The organism is Microcoleus sp. AS-A8, from assembly GCA_039962225.1.
Classification (GTDB): Bacteria; Cyanobacteriota; Cyanobacteriia; order Cyanobacteriales; family Coleofasciculaceae; genus Allocoleopsis.
In genome coordinates, this window is the sequence record JAMPKV010000019.1 from 62,760 (window position 1) to 81,451 (window position 18,692).

An 18,692-nucleotide genomic window follows, 5' to 3' on the forward strand; every position below is an offset into this window, starting at 1 on the left:
TGGCTGTTAATCTTTTTTGGTCAACATTGGACTGTAAAGATAAACTTTAGCTGAATACTATTTCTTCCGTAGGCGGTAGGTTATTCGGCCTTTCGTAAGATCGTAGGGCGTGAGTTCAACTTTAACGCGATCTCCGGGCAAGATTTTAATGTAATTTCGTCGGATTTTTCCCGATATGTGGGCAAGGACATTAAAGCCATTGTCCAGATCAACCCTGAACATGGCGTTCGGCAAGGATTCGGTCACCGTGCCTTCCATTTCAATTAAGTCTTGTTTAGCCAATGGACTCAATCCTCAATACGATCAACCCCTCCTACACGTCCAGACTAGTGGATGTTTGTCTAGGGATTCTTAACATATTTTATCAAAAATGTCTGCTCAGCAGTGGAGAAATTTAGCTCCTCTAGGCATTCTATCGGCCTCTTGCGAGAGTTTATCGTGACTTTTAGGCCGCTATGATTGGCTTGAGTAACCCCGAAACGGCTTTCCAGGGGCGATCGCTATTGATTCTTTTAGAAGACAAACCTTACATGAACCCATCAATCGCCTTTGGCGTTTGTTGCGCTCAACGTCTAAACGCTTGCAACAGATTTCTCTATGGGGGCAGATTTGTTGCTTTGGGCTAGCGCCCTTTGGCCTTTGGGCCGTCCCTTTAGCAATCATGTCCTGACCGGAACGATTCTCATCGGGAACCAACGCGCCCTTTGACACGGGCGACTGAACCTTTTGACCCAGAACCGTAATTTGGGCGATCGCGGTAGGTGATTCTCCCTTTAGTTAAATCGTAGGGACTTACTCCAACTTTGACCCGATCTCCTGGTAAGATTCTGATGTTATTCTGGCGAAGTTTCCCAGACACGTGAGCCAGGACGTTAACCCCATTGTCCAGATCAACCCGAAACATCGCATTGGGAAGGGATTCCGTTACCGTGCCTTCCATTTCAATTAAGTCTTGCTTAGACAATATCTTCATTCCTCAATTTTTTCGTTGACCACCCCCTTAGATTCAATAGTTTTGCAGATTTGTCCAGGGAGTCTTAACATATTTTATCAAAAAGGGGATTGAAATGGCTGAGTTTCAATTAAGCTGATGCTTGACTTAAAAAAAGCGATGGGACTGAAGTCCTACGACTCCCTAAGCACGGATGTTAGGACACCACTGATTGCTGAAGCGATTGTGTTACTTCTTCCACAGAACGATCTCCATCAATGACTTTTAAGGAGGCTCGCTCCTTGTAAAAACCAATCAAAGGTTCAGTCTCGTTGCGATAGACTTCCAGGCGTTTGCGAACGGTCTGTTCATTATCGTCATGGCGTCCCCGTCCCAATAACCGAGTCATTAAGACCTCATCTGGAACGTCCAGATTGACGGCATAATCAAACGTCTGGTTGAGTTCTTGCAACAGTTTTTCTAGGAAAGTCGCTTGGCTGACATTACGCGGAAAGCCATCTAAAATCCAACCTTTCTGTGTATCGGTTTGCTGGAGGCGATCACGTACTAAATCGAGCAGTAACTCATCAGGAACTAACTCGCCCTTTTCCATATAGGACTTGGCTTTTTGGCCCAAAGGGGTGGCTTGAGCGATCGCACTCCTTAAGATATCACCCGTTGAAATATGAGGAATTGCCAATAGCCCAGCCAAAAGTTGGGCTTGAGTCCCTTTGCCTGCACCTGGAGGTCCTAAAAAGATTAATCTTGCCATTAGTTTTTAACGATGATGATTGAGCGATTAGCTTGAGTGATGGTGTAGGCCACCCAGATTTAGAACAGGCAAGCCTTTAGTTTTGGGTGACCAACCGTCAGGCCAATCGCTCTTTGTCTCACCCCAGTCTCCTTCTACTGCTTGACCATGCCTTCGTAACGCTGGGAAATTACATAGGTTTGAATCTGCTTAGCTGTGTCAATGGCTACACCGACTAAAATCAGCAAGGATGTAGCACCCAATCCTTTAAATGTCGTGACACCCGTAGCGCTTTCCACCGCCGTTGGCACAACCGCCACCAATCCAAGGAAAATCGCTCCCAAAAACGTCAATCGATTTAACACCCGCTCAACATATTCACTCGTTGTCCGTCCGGGACGAATGCCAGGAATACTCGCTCCCATCTTCTTCAGGTTCTGCGCCATATCGACTGGATTAACAATCAGTGAAGCGTAGAAGTAACTAAAGAATACAATCAGGACTAAATAAACCAAGACATACAGCCAGGGGGTTGGCCCGTTCGGGCTTAAATAATTAGAAACCTGAACTAACCCTTGGTGGGCTTGTGCCAAAAATCCCTTATTCGCACTCGCGCCTGTAAATTGAGCCAGAGATGCTGGAAGAATCAACACAGCAGAAGCAAAGATAATCGGCATCACGCCGCCTTGGTTAAGGCGTAGGGGTAGGTAACTGGTTCGCTCTCGGTAGAGACGACGCCCCACTTGACGCCGTGCTGAGATAATGGGAATTCGGCGCGTTCCCTCCTGCACAAAGACAATCCCGACAATCATGACGAGGAACACGAGCAGGAGAATAACGACTTTACCCACCGTTTCTCGACCACCCGTCTGAGCCAATTCGATAGTTTGGCCCAAGGTTTTGGGGAGAACGGCAACGATATTGACGAAAATTAAAAGAGAGGCTCCGTTACCAATTCCCCGTTCGGTGACTAGCTCCGATAGCCACATAACAAACATCGAACCCGCCGTTAGGGCAAGCGCGGTTTCCGCAATAAATAGAGGACCTCCTCCATCAATGGCATACGGTCTGAGCAACCCAGCCGTAATCCCCACACTTTGAATTACGGCCCATCCCACGGCCACGTAGCGGGTAATCTGAGAAATCTTGCGACGCCCAGCCTCTCCTTCATTTTTCTGTAAATTTTCTAAAGAAGGAATCGCAGCCGTCAGGAGCTGTAGGATGATTGAGGCATTAATAAAGGGCAAAATTCCCAGAGCAAAAATCCCTACAGCGGAAATACCGCCTCCAGAGAAAATGTCCAAGAATCCAAGAACAGAGTTATTTTGGATATCTGCTGAAAATCTTACGCGGTCGATTCCCGGCAAGGGTAAAAAGATACCCATGCGAGCAACAATTAATAAGCCAATGGTCACAAGCAGCCGACCTCTAAGGCCAGCAGCTTGAGCCATCTGCATAAATGTTTCTTGAGCGGTTGGAGCTTTGTCTCGACTAACAACCATAAAGGGCTACCTCTACAGGATACGGGGGTGAGGCAAGCACACCGACCTTAGCAGGACGTCATGCCGTTGCATTTATGCCTATAACTTCACAGCTTCCACCAGCGGCCTCAATTTTTTGGCGGGCACCAGCCGTGAAGGCAGCGGCTTTGATATTGAGAGCCACATTGAGTTCCCCGTCGCCGAGAAGTTTCAATGGCCCATCATTGGTGGTTACAATACCCGCCTCCATTAACGAGGCTAAGGTCACCTCTGTATTGGCAGGAAGTGATGATAGCTTGCCCACGTTAATCGTAGTGTAATGTTTACGATTGATGACCGTAAAGTGTTTTAACTTGGGTAGACGACGATACAACGGCATCTGTCCACCTTCAAATCCGGGTCGTGTATTGCCACCGGAACGCGCCTTTTGACCCCGCATTCCTTTGCCGGCACTTGCTCCTTGACCTGCGGCGATGCCTCGACCAAGCCGACGGCGGCGCTTTTTAGACCCTTTTTGGGGCACTGCATCGTTGATTCTCATAATCTTGCACTTAGATATTAAAGTTGAAGGTTAGCCAGTTGAAAATTGAAGGTTGAAAGTTAAAGGTTGAAAGCTAAAGGTTAAAACATTCGACCAACTAACCTACCAACCTGCAACTTTCTTTAAGCGTAAAGGTTCTCGATGGGAACACCCCGTTCTTCTGCTACTTCCGAGAAGGTACGAAGAGAATCAAGAGCGTTGATGGCAGCTCTAGCATTGTTGAGAGGGTTATTAGAGCCTAGTTGTTTAGCCAAGATATTACGAACCCCAGCTAATTCCAGGACAGTCCGCACGGCACCACCTGCAATTACACCTGTACCGGGTGCAGCCGGTCGCATCATCACCTTGGCTCCCACCGCAGCACCATTAGAGGGGTGAGGGATGGAATTCGCTTTGGTCAGAGGGACATCAATCAATTGCTTTTTCCCGTCGGCAACTCCCTTACGGACAGCGCCAATCACATCACTAGCTTTACCGACTCCCACACCAACTTGACCACGCTCATTTCCCACGACTACAATCGCACGGAAGCTTAATTTTTTACCGCCTTTAACAACCTTACTGACACGACGGATTTGAATAACTCGCTCTTGCCAGGTCGTCTCTTTTTCTTTAGCGCGGTTACTTTTTCGACGAGTTGCCATAGTCTTATCCTGAAAAATTACAGAAGTATGAAATATAAAGTATGAAGTATGAAGTCGGCTCTCACTTAGATTTTCGTGATCAGTAAACTGAGAAAATGTTTACTAACCAACTTGCTCATCCTTCATCCTTCACACTTCAGACTTTTTTAGCATTTCCTAAAAGTCTAATCCGGCTTCGCGAGCAGCTTCTGCCAACGCTTGGACACGACCATGATAGAGGTTGCCACCTCGGTCAAAGACGACTCTTGTGATGCCTTTTTCCATGGAGCGCTGAGCAATCAACTTTCCGACGGCGGCGGAAGCTTCACAAGTTGCGCCAGATTTTAATTCGGATTTGAGAGTGGGTTCTAATGTGGAAGCGGCAGCTAGGGTCTGTTGCTGATGATCGTCAATCAACTGTACATAAATATGATCGTTGGAGCGAAAGACTGCTAATCTGGGACGTTCGGCAGTTCCGCTGACTTTCCGGCGCACTCGCCGATGCCGACGCCGGATTGATTCTTTACGAGTAAGCTTCATGTTTACTTCTTACCTGCTTTACCAGCTTTACGTCTGACTACTTCATTGGCATAACGAATGCCTTTACCCTTGTAGACTTCGGGGGGACGGACTGCTCGAATGCGGGCGGCTGTGTTGCCCACAATTTCTTTATTGATTCCACTAACAATGACGTTGACGTTGTTTTCAACCGCCACTTGGATACCATCTGGCGGAACAATTTCAACCGGCTTGCTGTAACCTACATTCAAAATCAGGTTGCGGCCCTGAACCTGTGCTCGATAACCGACACCTTGGATAGAGAGGCGCTTCTCAAACCCTTGAGAGACTCCCTCAACCATATTCGCCACTAGAGTGCGAGACAGTCCATGACGCTGACGAGCTGCTCTCGATTCATCCCGCCGCAACACCCGGAGCGTTTCACCGTCTTGCTCGACAGTGACTTGCTCCGGCAAAATCCGACTTAGTTCTCCTTTTGGACCTTTGACGGCAATATGCTGACCGTCAATATTCACGGTTACTTTACCAGGAACGGTTATTGGGCGCTTGCCAATCCGCGACATGACTCAATTCTCCTTTAATTAAGTTATGAGTGATGAGTTACTTACCTTAATGGGTATAACTCAAAATTCAAAACTTTTTCCTTACCAGACGTAGCACAATACTTCGCCACCAATTCCCTGACGCCGTGCTTCTCGGTCAGTCATGATGCCACTGGAGGTAGAGATAATCGCAATGCCAATACCACCCAAAACTCTGGGTAATTCTTTGCAGTTGGAGTAAACTCTTAATCCGGGCTTACTGACTCGTTTCATGGCTCTAATAATTGGTTGGCGGTTCTTGCCTTTATATTTTAAAGAAACCACCAGTTGTTTTTTAATCCCTTCGCCTACTTCCTCAAAGTCACCAATAAAGCCTTCATCTTTGAGGACTTTGGCAACATTTCGAGTCATTTTTGTGGATGGGATATTTGTTGTTTGATGCCGTACCATACATGCATTACGAATGCGGGTCAGCATATCTGCAATTGTGTCGTTTGCCGCCATTAGTTCCTTCCTATTGCTAAACTTTTAGGTTTCCCGGAAGGGCATACCCATCTCTTTGAGTAAGGCGCGGCCCTCTTCGTCGGTTTTTGCTGTGGTGATAATCGAAATATCCATTCCGCGAATTTGATCTATGCTGTCGTACTCTACTTCGGGAAAGATGAGTTGCTCTCGAATACCAAGGGTATAGTTTCCGCGACCATCAAAGCTTTTAGGACTAACGCCACGAAAGTCTCGAATTCGCGGGAGTGACAAGTTAACTAACCGATTGAGAAACGAGTACATGCGCTCTCCCCGGAGGGTAACCATGACACCAACGGGCATACCTTGGCGGATTTTAAATCCCGCAATCGCTTTCTTGGCTCGTGTAACCACAGGTTTTTGTCCGGTGATAATCGCGAGTTCATTCACCGAGGATTCGAGGGCTTTAGCATTTTGAGATGCTTCTCCCAATCCCCGATTAACTGTAACTTTAACCAGCTTGGGGACTTGATGAATGTTTGTATAGCCGAACTGCTCTTTAAGCTTTGGGACTATCGTTTCTTGGTAGAGAGTTTTCAGTTGTTCTGACATGGTTTTTATCCTTTTCAACCCTGGGCTTGGTCAGGGACTCCCAAGTTTTGGATGTTAGATTCCATCCAAAATCTATTAATCAATAATTTCGCCCGTTTTTTTGAGCATCCGTACCTTCCGACCCTCTGCATTCAAGGTGTAGCAGATGCGGCTGGCAACCTTTTGTTTTGTGGAATAAAGCATGACGTTGGAGCTATGGATGGGATACTCGAAGGTCACAATCTGACCCGTTTCTCCTTCCTGCTGAGGCTTAACGTGCTTAGTTTTGACGTTAATCCCTTTGACAATCACCGCGCTGCGCTTCGGCAAAGTCTGTAAGATTTCTCCAACTTTTCCCTTATCCCGACCCGCAATGATCTGAACGGTATCGCCTTTTTTTACGTGCATTTTGTAGCGCTGAGTTGTCTCTTTCGCGCTCTTGCTCTTGAATTGATTTGCCATCAGAGTACCTCCGGAGCCAGGGAAACAATTTTGGTAAAGTTTTTGTCGCGTAGTTCCCGCGCTACGGGACCGAAAACGCGGGTTCCCCTTGGGTTACCGTCGTTATTGATGATGACGGCAGCGTTGTCGTCAAAGCGAATGCTCATCCCGCTGTCACGGCGCAGTCCCTTGCGGGTACGAACAATCACAGCTCTTACGACATCTGACTTCTTTACAGCCATATTGGGGATGGCATCCTTCACAACGGCAATGATCACATCACCTACACCGCCGTAGCGTCGGTTGCCGGCACCTAAAACGCGAATACACTGTAATTGACGTGCCCCGCTGTTGTCAGCGACGTTTAGGTAAGTCTCTTGTTGAATCATGTGATGAACCTCCTTTTAGGTTGGTAGGGGCGAAGCATTCGTGTAAAAAATCACCGAGTTTACCAACAAGTCATCGGCATGAAGGCTGACCAGAGCAAACTCACTACCGCTGACGAAAAGCTGTGTTCGCTATCGCTATGCGTCACGCTAACGCCCGTAAACTTATTGGGGGGTGTGCTGTTAGTCCTAGGAGAACTAACAACCAACAACAATGCTTAAGCTGGAGCAGTATGGGTGAGGATTTCAGCAACCTTCCAGCGTTTGGTTCGGCTCAAAGGTCGTGTTTCGTGAATGCGAACGCGATCGCCTTCCTTACACTGATTTTCCTCGTCATGCGCTTTGTATCGCTTGGTTCTCACGACAATCTTGCCGTACTTCGGGTGGGGAGAGCGGTTCTCAACAGCGACCACGACAGTTTTATCCATTTTGTCGCTGACAACCACACCGACTCTTTCTTTAACAGCCATCGGGGTCTACTCCTCTTCTTGATCGGGTTGTGGGGCATCAGCCACCTGGGTTGAGGCTTTAGAACTTGATGCAGCAGATGCTTCTGAGGTTGTTGGCACTTGACTGGCGCTCGGACGTGCAGCGAATTCGCGTTCCCGAACCACTGTCATCATTTGACCAATGCGGTGCCGAGTGTGCTTGAACTGATGCGGTTTTTCCAGGCGTCGGGTGGCCTTTTGTAGGCGAAGATTAAATAGCTCACGCTTCGCCGCTAAAATCGCATCATTGAGCTCCTCGTCGCTCATTTTCCGGGCATCTTCAATTTTGGGCAGAGGCATGATTTACACCTGTTCCCCTTCGCGGGTAATGAACTTCGTTTTAATTGGCAATTTGTTAGCCGCTAGACGCATCGCCTCACGAGCCGTTTCTTCCGGAACTCCAGCGATTTCATAAAGAATGCGACCGGGCTTGACGACCGCCACCCAAAACTCTGGCGAACCTTTACCAGAACCCATACGAGTTTCAGCCGCACGTTGAGTGACGGGTTTATCTGGAAAAATGCGAATCCAGATGTTTCCACCCCGGCGGATATAGCGCGTCATGGCACGACGGCCGGCTTCAATCTGACGAGCTGTAATCCAGGCAGGTTCTGTCGCTTGCAGCGCAAAGTCACCAAAGTTTAAGGTGCTGCCACGAGTAGCCAGACCTTTCATCCGCCCGCGCTGCTGTTTACGGAATTTCGTTCTTCTAGGACTTAACATGATCGGTTAGGTGTTAGTTATTAGTAGTCAGTTTTCAGTTACTAATGACCAATGACGAATGAGCCGTAACTATTCGTTGGAGCGGTCTTCAAACTGCTGACGACGTCGCTGTTGACGGCGGCGGGGTTGAGTTGTGGGTTGAGCTGGCTGCTCCTCTTGACCCGGAATGACTTCCCCTTTGAACACCCAAACCTTTACGCCTAAAATTCCGTAAATAGTTTTCGCCTGACGGTAGGCAAAGTCGATATTGGCGCGTAGGGTATGTAAGGGAACTCTGCCTTCACGAGTCCACTCGGTTCGAGCAATTTCTGCTCCATTTAACCGGCCGCTGACCTGGATTTTGATACCTTGTACATCAGCGCGTTGGGCACGTTGAATCGCTTGACGAACAACTCGCCGGAAGGAAACTCTTCGCTCAAGCTGTTGAGCGATGTATTCGGCAATCAGTTCGGCATCCGCATCGACTCGTGCGACTTCGACCACATTAATGCGAATTTGACGATGCCCACCCAAGGCTTCCTGAAGACCGACTCGTAAATTCTCGATTCCAGCTCCCCCGCGACCCACGACGACGCCTGGTCGTGCGGTGTGAATTTCTAAATCCACTTGGTCGGCTTTGCGTTCGATCCGAATGTTCGCAATTCCGGCGTTATTCAGTTTGGCTTCAACAAACTGCCGAATTTTATGGTCCTCTTGGAGGATTTCGGGGTAGCGTTTGGTGTCGGCAAACCAGCGAGAGCGATGCTCTTGCGTAATACCTAGTCGAAACCCAATTGGATGAATTTTCTGTCCCACGACTCCTTCCTTTTTTTTAATTAGTAGTTGTTTGTTGTTATTTTTAAGAAATTTTTGGCTTTAATCCCTAAAAATTCAACGTTAACAACTTGTGTTATCTCCTGTTCAAAGAAGGCTCGCTCTATTCGCCCTTGACATCTGGAGAAACGGCTACGGTGATATGGCAAGTGGGCTTGCGAATCTGATAAGCGCGACCTTGAGCTCTTGGGCGGAAACGCTTTAAGCTCGGTCCCATGTCAGCAAAAGCTTTGGTGATGACCAGATTAGCTGGGTCAAGACCGGCATTATGTTCGGCATTGGCGACGGCGGAGCGCAGGACTTTTAGGATGGGTTCACAAGCCCGATAAGGCATAAACTCCAAAATAATCAAGGCTTCTCGGTACGACCGACCCCGAATTTGATCGAGAACCCGCCTGACCTTAAAGGGAGACATGCGGATGTAGCGTGCGATCGCTTTAGTTTCTGCTGTAGTATCTATCGCCATAGTTGTCTTTACTCTAAAAATTTGAGGAACGAAATCCTTCTAGCGACCCGCTTTCCGGTCACTCTTGGAGTGGCCCCGAAATGTTCGAGTTGGTGCAAATTCGCCCAGCTTATGCCCCACCATTTGTTCATTGATAAAAATCGGGACATGGGTCCGTCCATTGTGAACCGCGATCGTATGACCTACCATTTGGGGCAAAACGGTTGAAGCTCGTGACCAGGTTTTAATAACCTGTTTTTCTCCCCTAGAATTCAGAACTTCAATCTTTCGGAGAAGACTATCAGCGACAAAAGGACCTTTTTTTAAAGAACGACCCATAATTCAATGTTGAAGGTTGAAAGGTTAAAGATTGAAAGGCTAAAGATTGAAGGTTAAAAGTTGAAGGTTGAAAGATTTAATTTGTAATCGCGTTACTAGCTTCCCCCGCACGCTTCTAACCTCCAAATGCCTAAGACTGACGACCGCCACGTCCTCGCTTCGAGGTCTTCCGCCGACGCCGGACAATTAAAGAAGAGCTTTGCTTTTTCTTTTTGCGGGTTTTAGCGCCCAAGGCGGGTTTACCCCAGGGTGTGACTGGGCCTGAGCGACCAATAGGCGCTCTTCCCTCGCCGCCGCCATGTGGATGATCCACCGGGTTCATGACACTTCCTCTCACCTTGGGACGACGCCCTCTGTGTCGGTTGCGGCCTGCTTTGCCCAAACTCAGGTTTCTGTGTTCTAGGTTCCCGACTTGCCCAATCGTCGCGTAGCAATCCCGACGAATCATTCGGACTTCAGTCGAGGGAAGTTTCAGGGTAACATAGTCGCCCTCTTTCGCCACGACTTGAGCGGTTGCGCCTGCGGCACGCACAATCTGGCCACCCCGTCCTGGAATCAGCTCAACATTATGAACGTTGGTACCTAGGGGAATATTTTTCAGGGGCAGGGCGTTGCCAATCTCAATCGGAGCTTCGGGACCTGACATCACGGTTGTCCCTACAGCTAACTTATCGGGATGAAGAATATATCGTTTTTCCCCATCCTGATAGTAAAGAAGTGCAATCCGAGCATTGCGGTTGGGATCGTACTCAATGGCTGCCACTTTAGCTGGCATATTGCGCTTATCGCGGCGGAAGTCAATGATGCGATATAGCTGTTTGTGTCCGCCGCCACGACGTCGGCTGGTAATGACACCGCGATTGTTGCGACCCTTGGCGCGATGCTTGAACTCAACTAGTGATTTTTCTGGCTCACTCCGCGTAATCTCCGCAAAATCTGAGACCGTACCTTGACGAGTACCGGGAGTGTAGGGCCGATAAGAACGGATGCCCATAACAAATATCCTTTATTTACTCTGTATTAGGGATTAGGGATTGGGAAAGCTAGGATTGGGACTAGAGGTAGATTGAATAAATTCACACTTACGACTTTCCCGATCCTCAGTCTTCAGTCCTATACTTCGGGGAACAAGGTAATCGAATCTCCTTCGGCTAAGGTGACGATCGCTCGTTTGTACTGAGCCTTGTAACCTACGAATTTGCCAACTCGACGCTTTTTGCGCGGCGGATTTAAGGTATTTACACTGGTCACCTTGACCTCAAAAAGGCTTTCAATCGCGGCTTTGATTTGTGGTTTGGTCGCCTTGGGAATCACTTCAAAGACATACTTGTTCTGCTCTAATAGCAGAGTTGCCTTCTCCGTCACAATTGGACGCCGCACCAGATCGGCAAGGTAGCGGGGGTCATACTCAGTCACTGTAAACCTCCTGAAGTTTGGCAAGAGCTGTGTCGGTCGTCACGATTTTGTCAGCATTGAGCAGGTCATAGACATTCAAGCTGCTCGCGCCAATTAATTTAACGGTAGGGATGTTGCGCGCTGACAAATAGACCATTTCTTCTATTTCAGGCACGATGATGAGAACTTTGGCTTCTGGCTCAATTCCCCAGCGAACGAACGCTCCTAGCAACTCTTTTGTCTTCGGCCGTGGTAATTGGTCAGCAAAGTCCTGCACCACAATCAAATCTTCGGCTCGACTCTGAAACGCCGTCCGTAAAGCTAATCGGCGCTCTTTGCGGTTCATTTTAATGTTGTAGTCTTTGGGTTTGGGACCAAAGGTCACACCACCACCACGCCACAGAGGTGAACGGTTTGAGCCAGCACGCGCTCGACCTGTTCCTTTTTGTCGCCAAGGTTTGCGTCCTCCCCCCCTAACTTCAGCGCGGGTTTTAGTGGAAGCGGTTCCTTGACGACCATTGGTCATCTGCATCACCAGTGCCCGGTGAACGACGTGAGCCGCACTTTCTTCTTTGGCAACTCGCAAGTCTAAAGTCGCCTGTCCGACTTCTTCTCCTTGCCAATCGCGCACCACACAATCAACCATAATCTTTAGTCCTTAGTCCTTAGTCCTTAGTCCTTAGTCATTTATCCTTTTGTTCGTGGCTCATTTCTCATAATTCATCGCCATGACCGCTGAACCAGAACAATGACTATCGACCGACCTTGTTTGTCGGTGCAATGCTCAAAAGTGCCCCTGGCTTACCGGGAACAGCCCCTTTAATCAGCAGCAAATTGCGTTCTGTGTCTACCCGCACGACCTGAAGCTTACGGATTGTCACCCTTGTGCCTCCGAGGCGACCCGCCATTCTCTTGCCTGGAAATGTGCGACCGGGTGTTGTACCAGGTCCAGTCGAACCCGGTAAGCGATGGTTTTTGGAACCATGTGCCATCGGTCCTCGCTTGAAGTTGTGGCGCTTTTGATAACCGGCAAAGCCACGACCAATACTGGTTCCGGCAACATCAACAATTTGACCAGCGGTAAAAATATCAGCCTTTAGGGCTTGACCTAGCTCAAATGAAGCCGTGTCATCCAAGCGGTACTCGCGCAGATGGCGTAACGGTGGGGCACTTGATTTGGCTAAGTGTCCCAACTCTGGCTTGTTGAGTGCCTTCGGTTTGACTTCGTCATAACCAATTTGAACGGAGGTGTAGCCATCCGTCTGTTTCGTTTTTATTTGTGTTACGGTGCATGGACCTGCTTGGACGACGGTGACAGGAATTGCTTTTCCTTCCTCGTCGAAAATTTGGGTCATGCCGAGTTTAGTGCCGAGGATACCGACAGACACGGCGGGTTTCTCCTTAATTTAGACATCACAGCAAGGCAGGATTCAACGATATTCTGTGAACTCGCTCTATCCCACAAACTTTGTCATCTTGACTTTCAGACGAGAATTCCCTTGGTGGGGGAATTTGTGTCGTCTGGTAGCCCTGTAAGACTTAAGAACCAGATTGTGTGAACCGTTTTTAGGGATCAGTACTGGCTAACCGCGTCACCTTGGTTCGCCGGGACTTAAGCCGTAAACGCCTCAGTATCCCTACGCAGCGAATATGCAAGTACATATAAGTCAGAAGCTGTCGGTCAAAGAACCTGGCAGATTCTCCTACAGCACTGGCATTTGACTGTGCCTCAACCTTAAGGCAGAGAAGCCAAATAACCGACTGTAAAGACATTCTGGTCTTGAACCTGCGGCTCAAAGAACAGCGGTTATCCCAACCTGAGTTGCTTTTGAGCAACCTTCATTTTGGTCACAATCGTATACTATAAATTATTTTTCTACATATGTCTAGTTATTCTTGATGATTTTTGGCGACCCGCTCACTCTTCAGGAGACAAGACCATCATCTATAATAAATCCCTAACGCTCATTAATAAAACTTAAGGAAGAAAGGGAGGTAGAGATGGCACTGATTACGACCGGCAACTCCTTCGTCCGCAATTTGGAACAATCGGGTTCACTCGCCATGTACATGCCCTTAGAGGGGGGATTCGAGGGACGTTATCGACGCCGTTTGCGCGCCGCAGGCTATGCCAGTTTGTGCATGACCGCTAGAGGTTTAGGTGACCTATCTGCCTACCTCACCGGCGTCCACGGTGTGCGTCCTCCTCATTTGGGCAAGAAAGATATTCGAGTTTATTATGTGCCACCTGTATTGACCTACCAACTAGAACATTTGCCTCCAAAGTCCAAAGGCTTGGTGCTGTGGCTGATTGAAGGTAATATCCTGTCGAGTCAGGAAGTGGAATATTTAACCACTCTGCCCCAACAGGAACCGCGAGTCAAAGTGGCTGTGGAAATGGGTGGCGATCGCTCTTTCCGTTGGAAGCCTCTAAAAGATGCCTTATCGGAAATGGTCTTAGCGGGTTAGCTTAAACCCCAATATATCCCAAGCCCAACGAACAAGAATCCTCCCTCAACGTTGTAGCTCAGATTAGGGGTTTTGATACCCTTGAAACATACTGAGCAGATTGGGGGAGATTTTCATGCTACAGCAGCGTGACTATACATTAATCATCGACAAAAGCGGCAGCATGGCTACTCGTGACCAGTTGGGTAACAAAAGCCGTTGGGAAACCATGCAAGAGTCTAGCCTCGCCTTAGCCAGTAAATGCGAAGAATTTGACCCAGACGGCATCACGGTGTACTTGTTTTCCGGTCGCTTCAAACGCTACGACAATGTAACCACGAACAAAGTTACACAAGTCTTTAAAGAAAATGAACCCTCAGGTCGCACTGATTTAGCAAGTGTGCTACAAGATGCTACCAGTAATTACTTCCAACGCAAGGCCGCTGGTCAGACTAAGCCAAACGGAGAGACAATCCTGGTGGTTACTGATGGTGAACCCGATGACCGCAAAGCAGTTATGAAGGTAATTATAGAAACATCCCGGCGGATGGAACGGGATGAAGAATTAGCCATTTCCTTTATTCAAGTTGGCACAGATGCCCAGGCTACCAAGTTTCTCAAAATCTTAGATGACGAACTCCAAAGCGCTGGTGCCAAGTTTGACATTGTAGACACAGTGACTATGGAGGACATGGAGGACATGACCCTAACAGAAGTGTTACTCAATGCCATTACGGACTAGGTAGGCCAGTAGCCCTATCCTCCTCCATTAATCGCTATGCTGCCTGCTGTCATCAACAACTAGTTTCAACGCCATACAGCTAGTCAAACGGATGCGAATGGAGAGAAAATAATAGTCATTACGGATGGGACGCCCGACGAGCAGATTGGCCTAACCGACGTAATCATTGATGCTTCTGAGGGGATGGAGCGAGAGCAAGAACGACCTATTTCTGTAATTCAAGTAGGGTCTAATCCGAAGGTTAACAAGTTCCTCAAGGTTAGGTGATTAGTTCAAGGGGATTAGGGTAAATTTTGACATTGTAGATACAGTTACCTTTGATGACATACAGGACATGACCCAAATTGAAGTATTCCTCAATGCTATTTTCGATTAAACATGTTTGTAACTGGGGGTCAAACTCATGGAATCAATAGATGACTTATTAGCTCAAGTCAAAGCGGAGTATGAAGAAAAAGAGATGGGATTGAAACCCCAAAAGGAGACTCTTTTTCAGGAACAAGAGTTTCAATCTCCACCACCCATTTCCCCGACGTATTACTCCCAACCCGTTCAGAATAATTTTCTCTCTTTAGCTGAGGAAAATTTATTAGCTGATGTTCGGGCTGAGTTTGAGGAAAGAGAGCAAGCAGAAGAACTTAAAAAGCAGCAACAACTAAGAGAAGAACAGCTCCGGAAAGAACAACAACTGAGAGAAGAACAAATCAAGGAAGAGCAGAAGCGTCAAAAGAAACGAGAGGCGCTGACTCAAGAAGCGACGAAATGGTTAAAAAAATTAAATCCTCGCTCAGAAGAAGGTTTGTGGTTTGAAGAATTTTCTTATTCCTATCCTTCTAAGTTAGATGCCGCGATTGATTATTTGACCGCCTTACGAGAAACTCATGGGTAAAAATTCATCCTGGAGTCGTATAGGCTTAGATTAGGAAACTGTGACCATCACGGGAGCTATATTCTCATTATGGGAGGTTCTATTGTGGAAGACCGTGACTATACATTAATCATTGATAAGAGCGGCAGCATGTCTACCCCGGATCAAGCGGGTGGAAGAAGCCGTTGGGACATTGCTCAAGAATCGACCCTGGCACTCGCTAGAAAATGTGAACAATTCGATCCAGATGGAATTACCGTTTACCTGTTTTCGGGTCGCTTTAAGCGTTACGAAAATGTGACGGCTAACAAAGTCGGTCAGATTTTTATGGAAAACGACCCGATGGGTACCACGGATCTTGCCAGCGTGTTGAAGGACGCTACCGATAATTACTTTCAGCGCAAGGCATCTGGAGATGTGAAGCCGAACGGAGAAACGATTTTAGTCATCACCGATGGGGAACCGGATGACCGTAAAGCGGTGATGAAGGTAATTATAGAAGCATCGCGGCATATGGAACGGGATGAAGAACTGGGGATTTCGCTGATTCAAGTGGGTAGCGATGTCACTGCCAGTCGTTTCCTCAAAGCACTGGACGATGAACTACAAGGTGCTGGTGCCAAGTTCGACATTGTGGATACAGTGACGCTGGATGACATGGAGAATATGACTTTGGCAGAAGTGTTGCTTAACGCCATCAATGATTAAGTTATTCGCAGGAGACTTTATATTGTGCAAGACCGTGATTACACTCTAATCATTGACAAGAGCGGCAGTATGTCCACTCCCGACCAAGCGGGTGGACGAAGTCGCTGGGAGGCAGCACAGGAATCTACCTTAGCGCTGGCCAGAAAGTGTGAACAATTCGATCCGGATGGGATTACTGTTTACCTGTTTTCCAGTCGGTTTAAACGCTACGACAATGTTACCTCTAGCAAGGTGGCACAAATTTTTCAAGAAAATGACCCGGCGGGTACTACCAACCTGGCGGCTGTACTCAAGGATGCGAGCGATCGCTACTTTCAGCGCAAAGCGGCTGGACAAACCAAGCCAGGTGGAGAAACCATATTGGTGATCACCGATGGGGAACCGGATGACCGCAAAGGCGTGATGGTCGCCATTGTGGAAGCCTCGCAACAGATGGAACGGGATGAAGAACTCGGAATTTCGATGATTCAAGTGGGTAATGACGCAACCGCAACTCAGTTTCTCAAGGCGTTAGACGATCAGTTGCAAGGGGTCGGAGCCAAATTTGATATTTGTGACGCAATTACGATGGATGACATGGCTGATCTATCTTTATCAGAAGTCCTGTTGAACGCCATCAACGATTAGGAGATGACCCCTAATGCAAGATGGCGAAAGTTTCCCACCATCCAGGTGAAAGGAGGGGGGAGTGGGGGATAAACACCTACAAAAAACTAGTGGATGATTTCTGCCCGTCTGCACAAGCTGGTTTCAGGGCGCAACGTAAAGAAAATTAATCATAGCCGAGGAGCCATCTCCTCGCTATTTTTTAGGTCACTGAGTTAAGAACTAACCCCCAGATTTAGGGTGAAACGCAAGTAGGGTTCCCCATATCTACACATCTAAGGGGGAAATCGGCGCGATCGGCTTTGCCAATGTCCGTCGGACAATCGCACAGCTTCATGATCTTCATTCGGATTTCCGCCCTCAGCCCTCCTCATGGAACAAGTCGGGAAATTTCACCTCCCCATTTTTTTCTCAAGGATTTAGCATATAGGGGTGACTGAACTGTACTATCCCTTACGCTCTTTAAGGGAGGGGAACTGGTTTAAGCTCATCTGCGGAGCCAGCTTTCAACACCTCCCTGCTGTCCGAAACCTCACCTTGGCTTACACCCTCGCCGGTGCTGATTGTATTGATGTCGCAGCTGACCCGGCGGTGATTGCGTCGGCACTAGACGCCTTACAAGTAGCCACTGAACTAGGTGAGGAAGCCCAAGTGCGAGGATTTGGATTCAATCACCGACCGTTGCTGATGGTGAGCTTAAATGATGGGGAAGACCCACATTTTCGCAAAGCCGAATTTGACCCGCAATTGTGTCCGGCAGACTGTCCTCGTCCTTGCGAAAAGATTTGCCCAGCACAAGCGATTGTTTTCCCAACCGCAAAACCGATCGCAGCCGGAGAACAGGGGAGCCAATTTACAGCCGGGGTAAGTTCTAAACTTTCACAGCACCAATCTCCAATTGGTAGCGAAAAAACACATGATTGGGCAGCGAATCCAAAATCAATCCCCCCTTTATCAAGGGGAGGAGAAAATCCAACATCGATTGAGGGCTTCTGTGGAGTAATCGACCAACGTTGCTATGGCTGTGGTCGCTGTCTGCCGATTTGTCCCAGTCAGATCATATATCCTCGCTCCTATGTTTTTGCTCCGGAGGCGATCGCACAACTGATTCTACCGGCTGGTGTTGACGCCCTAGAAATCCACACGAAAGTCGGGCACCTCACAGATTTTAAACGCTTATGGCAAGCGATCGCGCCGTGGGTAAATCGGCTCAAACTCTTAGCGATTAGCTGCCCAGATGGTGACGGTTTAATGGATTACCTCTGGGCGCTGCACGACCTGATTATGCCCCTACCCTGTCCCTTAGTTTGGCAGACTGATGGTCGTCCCATGAGCGGAGATATCGGCATGGGCGCTACTCGCGCGGCGGTCAAGCTTTCACAGAAAGTCCTCGCCGCGAGATTACCCGGATACGTCCAGCTAGCGGGGGGTACGAATGATCATACCGTCATGAAGTTAAGAGATGTTGGACTTCTGAATGAACAGGGAAGGAGAAATGACCCAGATCAACCCGTTAATCACATCCAAAATCCCAAATCCCATGTAGCGGGTATTGCTTACGGCAGTTACGCTCGTGTCCTACTTTCACCGATTCTAGAGAAATTAGAACAACCTAATGGGGAAGCCGCTGATGCCAATCTCATATCACTGCAAAACCAAAGCCTTGGATGCCTGGAAGAGTCCCCCAGGCTACTTTGGCAAGCAGTAGAAACTGCTCATTCTTTAGTTTCCCAGTTGAAAATATCTCAAAAACATGACCCCAACTCAGACAAAACGAAACCCGAACATTGAATAAACACAGATTTTCAAAACGCCCACCACTAAGAGCAGCCAATGCTGTTTTAATACG

The 18,692-nt window shown here is 48.1% G+C and carries 29 protein-coding genes; 7 read left to right on the plus strand and 22 right to left on the minus strand.

From position 1 onward, the window contains the following. Window positions 1-57: 57 nt before the first annotated feature. From infA (NDI48_24260) to rplN, 12 genes are all read right to left on the minus strand, one after another. Complete coding sequence (gene infA / locus NDI48_24260; GenBank protein ID MEP0834285.1) at window positions 58-282, minus strand: translation initiation factor IF-1; 225 nt, start codon at window positions 280-282, stop codon at window positions 58-60. Window positions 283-682: 400 nt separating this feature from the next. Next, window positions 683-964 (minus strand): translation initiation factor IF-1, encoded by a 282-nt coding sequence (infA, locus tag NDI48_24265; GenBank protein MEP0834286.1) that lies wholly within the window; start codon window positions 962-964, stop codon window positions 683-685. A gap of 184 nt (window positions 965-1,148) precedes the next feature. Further along, window positions 1,149-1,703, minus strand: coding sequence for an adenylate kinase (locus NDI48_24270; protein MEP0834287.1), 555 nt, complete (start codon window positions 1,701-1,703; stop codon window positions 1,149-1,151). 134 nt (window positions 1,704-1,837) lie between these two features. Then, window positions 1,838-3,184, minus strand: coding sequence for a preprotein translocase subunit SecY (gene secY / locus NDI48_24275; GenBank protein MEP0834288.1), 1,347 nt, complete (start codon window positions 3,182-3,184; stop codon window positions 1,838-1,840). 58 nt (window positions 3,185-3,242) lie between these two features. Further along, window positions 3,243-3,704, minus strand: a complete 462-nt coding sequence (gene rplO, locus NDI48_24280) for a 50S ribosomal protein L15 (protein ID MEP0834289.1) — start codon at window positions 3,702-3,704, stop codon at window positions 3,243-3,245. A gap of 122 nt (window positions 3,705-3,826) precedes the next feature. Continuing rightward, window positions 3,827-4,348 (minus strand): 30S ribosomal protein S5, encoded by a 522-nt coding sequence (rpsE, locus tag NDI48_24285; protein ID MEP0834290.1) that lies wholly within the window; start codon window positions 4,346-4,348, stop codon window positions 3,827-3,829. A 156-nt stretch (window positions 4,349-4,504) separates the two neighbouring features. Beyond that, complete coding sequence (gene rplR, locus NDI48_24290; protein ID MEP0834291.1) at window positions 4,505-4,867, minus strand: 50S ribosomal protein L18; 363 nt, start codon at window positions 4,865-4,867, stop codon at window positions 4,505-4,507. A 2-nt stretch (window positions 4,868-4,869) separates the two neighbouring features. After that, complete coding sequence (gene rplF / locus NDI48_24295) at window positions 4,870-5,409, minus strand: 50S ribosomal protein L6 (protein MEP0834292.1); 540 nt, start codon at window positions 5,407-5,409, stop codon at window positions 4,870-4,872. Between the two features lie 81 nt (window positions 5,410-5,490). Beyond that, complete coding sequence (gene rpsH / locus NDI48_24300; GenBank protein ID MEP0834293.1) at window positions 5,491-5,892, minus strand: 30S ribosomal protein S8; 402 nt, start codon at window positions 5,890-5,892, stop codon at window positions 5,491-5,493. 24 nt (window positions 5,893-5,916) lie between these two features. Further along, window positions 5,917-6,462: a 50S ribosomal protein L5 gene (gene rplE, locus NDI48_24305; GenBank protein ID MEP0834294.1), complete on the minus strand. Its 546-nt coding sequence runs from the start codon at window positions 6,460-6,462 to the stop codon at window positions 5,917-5,919. Window positions 6,463-6,537: 75 nt separating this feature from the next. After that, on the minus strand, window positions 6,538-6,903 hold the full coding sequence (gene rplX / locus NDI48_24310) for a 50S ribosomal protein L24 (protein MEP0834295.1): 366 nt from the start codon (window positions 6,901-6,903) through the stop codon (window positions 6,538-6,540). Then, on the minus strand, window positions 6,903-7,271 hold the full coding sequence (gene rplN / locus NDI48_24315) for a 50S ribosomal protein L14 (GenBank protein ID MEP0834296.1): 369 nt from the start codon (window positions 7,269-7,271) through the stop codon (window positions 6,903-6,905). The genes rplX and rplN overlap by 1 nt, the downstream gene beginning before the upstream one ends. Window positions 7,272-7,349: 78 nt before the next feature. Between rplN and NDI48_24320 the strand changes: the two genes are divergently transcribed. Continuing rightward, entirely contained in the window at window positions 7,350-7,490 is a 141-nt protein-coding gene (locus NDI48_24320) for a hypothetical protein (GenBank protein MEP0834297.1), read from the plus strand. On the opposite strand, the gene rpsQ is transcribed toward NDI48_24320, so the two are convergent. From rpsQ to rplC, 10 genes are all read right to left on the minus strand, one after another. After that, the gene (gene rpsQ / locus NDI48_24325) at window positions 7,487-7,738 is read right to left on the minus strand and encodes a 30S ribosomal protein S17 (protein ID MEP0834298.1); all 252 of its coding nucleotides are present in this window, start codon (window positions 7,736-7,738) and stop codon (window positions 7,487-7,489) included. The genes NDI48_24320 and rpsQ overlap by 4 nt on opposite strands. A gap of 6 nt (window positions 7,739-7,744) precedes the next feature. Next, complete coding sequence (gene rpmC / locus NDI48_24330) at window positions 7,745-8,056, minus strand: 50S ribosomal protein L29 (protein MEP0834299.1); 312 nt, start codon at window positions 8,054-8,056, stop codon at window positions 7,745-7,747. Between the two features lie 3 nt (window positions 8,057-8,059). Next, on the minus strand, window positions 8,060-8,479 hold the full coding sequence (gene rplP / locus NDI48_24335; GenBank protein MEP0834300.1) for a 50S ribosomal protein L16: 420 nt from the start codon (window positions 8,477-8,479) through the stop codon (window positions 8,060-8,062). A gap of 69 nt (window positions 8,480-8,548) precedes the next feature. Continuing rightward, window positions 8,549-9,274, minus strand: a complete 726-nt coding sequence (gene rpsC, locus NDI48_24340) for a 30S ribosomal protein S3 (protein ID MEP0834301.1) — start codon at window positions 9,272-9,274, stop codon at window positions 8,549-8,551. 121 nt (window positions 9,275-9,395) lie between these two features. Beyond that, a complete protein-coding gene (rplV, locus tag NDI48_24345; GenBank protein MEP0834302.1) occupies window positions 9,396-9,758 on the minus strand; it encodes a 50S ribosomal protein L22 in 363 nt (120 codons plus the stop codon). Between the two features lie 39 nt (window positions 9,759-9,797). Continuing rightward, window positions 9,798-10,076, minus strand: coding sequence for a 30S ribosomal protein S19 (gene rpsS, locus NDI48_24350; protein MEP0834303.1), 279 nt, complete (start codon window positions 10,074-10,076; stop codon window positions 9,798-9,800). Window positions 10,077-10,206: 130 nt separating this feature from the next. After that, window positions 10,207-11,070 carry a 50S ribosomal protein L2 gene (gene rplB, locus NDI48_24355; protein MEP0834304.1) on the minus strand — a complete coding sequence of 288 codons (864 nt, stop codon included), beginning with the start codon at window positions 11,068-11,070 and terminating at the stop codon, window positions 10,207-10,209. A gap of 119 nt (window positions 11,071-11,189) precedes the next feature. Then, window positions 11,190-11,492, minus strand: coding sequence for a 50S ribosomal protein L23 (locus tag NDI48_24360; protein ID MEP0834305.1), 303 nt, complete (start codon window positions 11,490-11,492; stop codon window positions 11,190-11,192). Beyond that, entirely contained in the window at window positions 11,485-12,117 is a 633-nt protein-coding gene (gene rplD, locus NDI48_24365) for a 50S ribosomal protein L4 (GenBank protein MEP0834306.1), read from the minus strand. Before rplD ends, NDI48_24360 begins: the two co-directional genes overlap by 8 nt. A 106-nt stretch (window positions 12,118-12,223) precedes the next feature. Next, window positions 12,224-12,859, minus strand: a complete 636-nt coding sequence (gene rplC, locus NDI48_24370; protein MEP0834307.1) for a 50S ribosomal protein L3 — start codon at window positions 12,857-12,859, stop codon at window positions 12,224-12,226. Window positions 12,860-13,472: 613 nt separating this feature from the next. Here rplC and NDI48_24375 point away from each other — a divergent pair. From NDI48_24375 to NDI48_24400, 6 genes are all read left to right on the plus strand, one after another. After that, window positions 13,473-13,940 carry an NAD(P)H-quinone oxidoreductase subunit N gene (locus NDI48_24375; GenBank protein MEP0834308.1) on the plus strand — a complete coding sequence of 156 codons (468 nt, stop codon included), beginning with the start codon at window positions 13,473-13,475 and terminating at the stop codon, window positions 13,938-13,940. A 115-nt stretch (window positions 13,941-14,055) separates the two neighbouring features. After that, complete coding sequence (locus NDI48_24380; GenBank protein MEP0834309.1) at window positions 14,056-14,661, plus strand: VWA domain-containing protein; 606 nt, start codon at window positions 14,056-14,058, stop codon at window positions 14,659-14,661. A 403-nt stretch (window positions 14,662-15,064) separates the two neighbouring features. Then, window positions 15,065-15,550 (plus strand): hypothetical protein, encoded by a 486-nt coding sequence (locus NDI48_24385; GenBank protein ID MEP0834310.1) that lies wholly within the window; start codon window positions 15,065-15,067, stop codon window positions 15,548-15,550. Window positions 15,551-15,619: 69 nt separating this feature from the next. Then, window positions 15,620-16,237, plus strand: coding sequence for a VWA domain-containing protein (locus tag NDI48_24390; GenBank protein ID MEP0834311.1), 618 nt, complete (start codon window positions 15,620-15,622; stop codon window positions 16,235-16,237). Between the two features lie 24 nt (window positions 16,238-16,261). After that, window positions 16,262-16,864: a VWA domain-containing protein gene (locus tag NDI48_24395; protein ID MEP0834312.1), complete on the plus strand. Its 603-nt coding sequence runs from the start codon at window positions 16,262-16,264 to the stop codon at window positions 16,862-16,864. Between the two features lie 411 nt (window positions 16,865-17,275). Continuing rightward, a complete protein-coding gene (locus NDI48_24400; GenBank protein MEP0834313.1) occupies window positions 17,276-18,634 on the plus strand; it encodes a 4Fe-4S ferredoxin in 1,359 nt (452 codons plus the stop codon). Window positions 18,635-18,692: the final 58 nt, after the last annotated feature.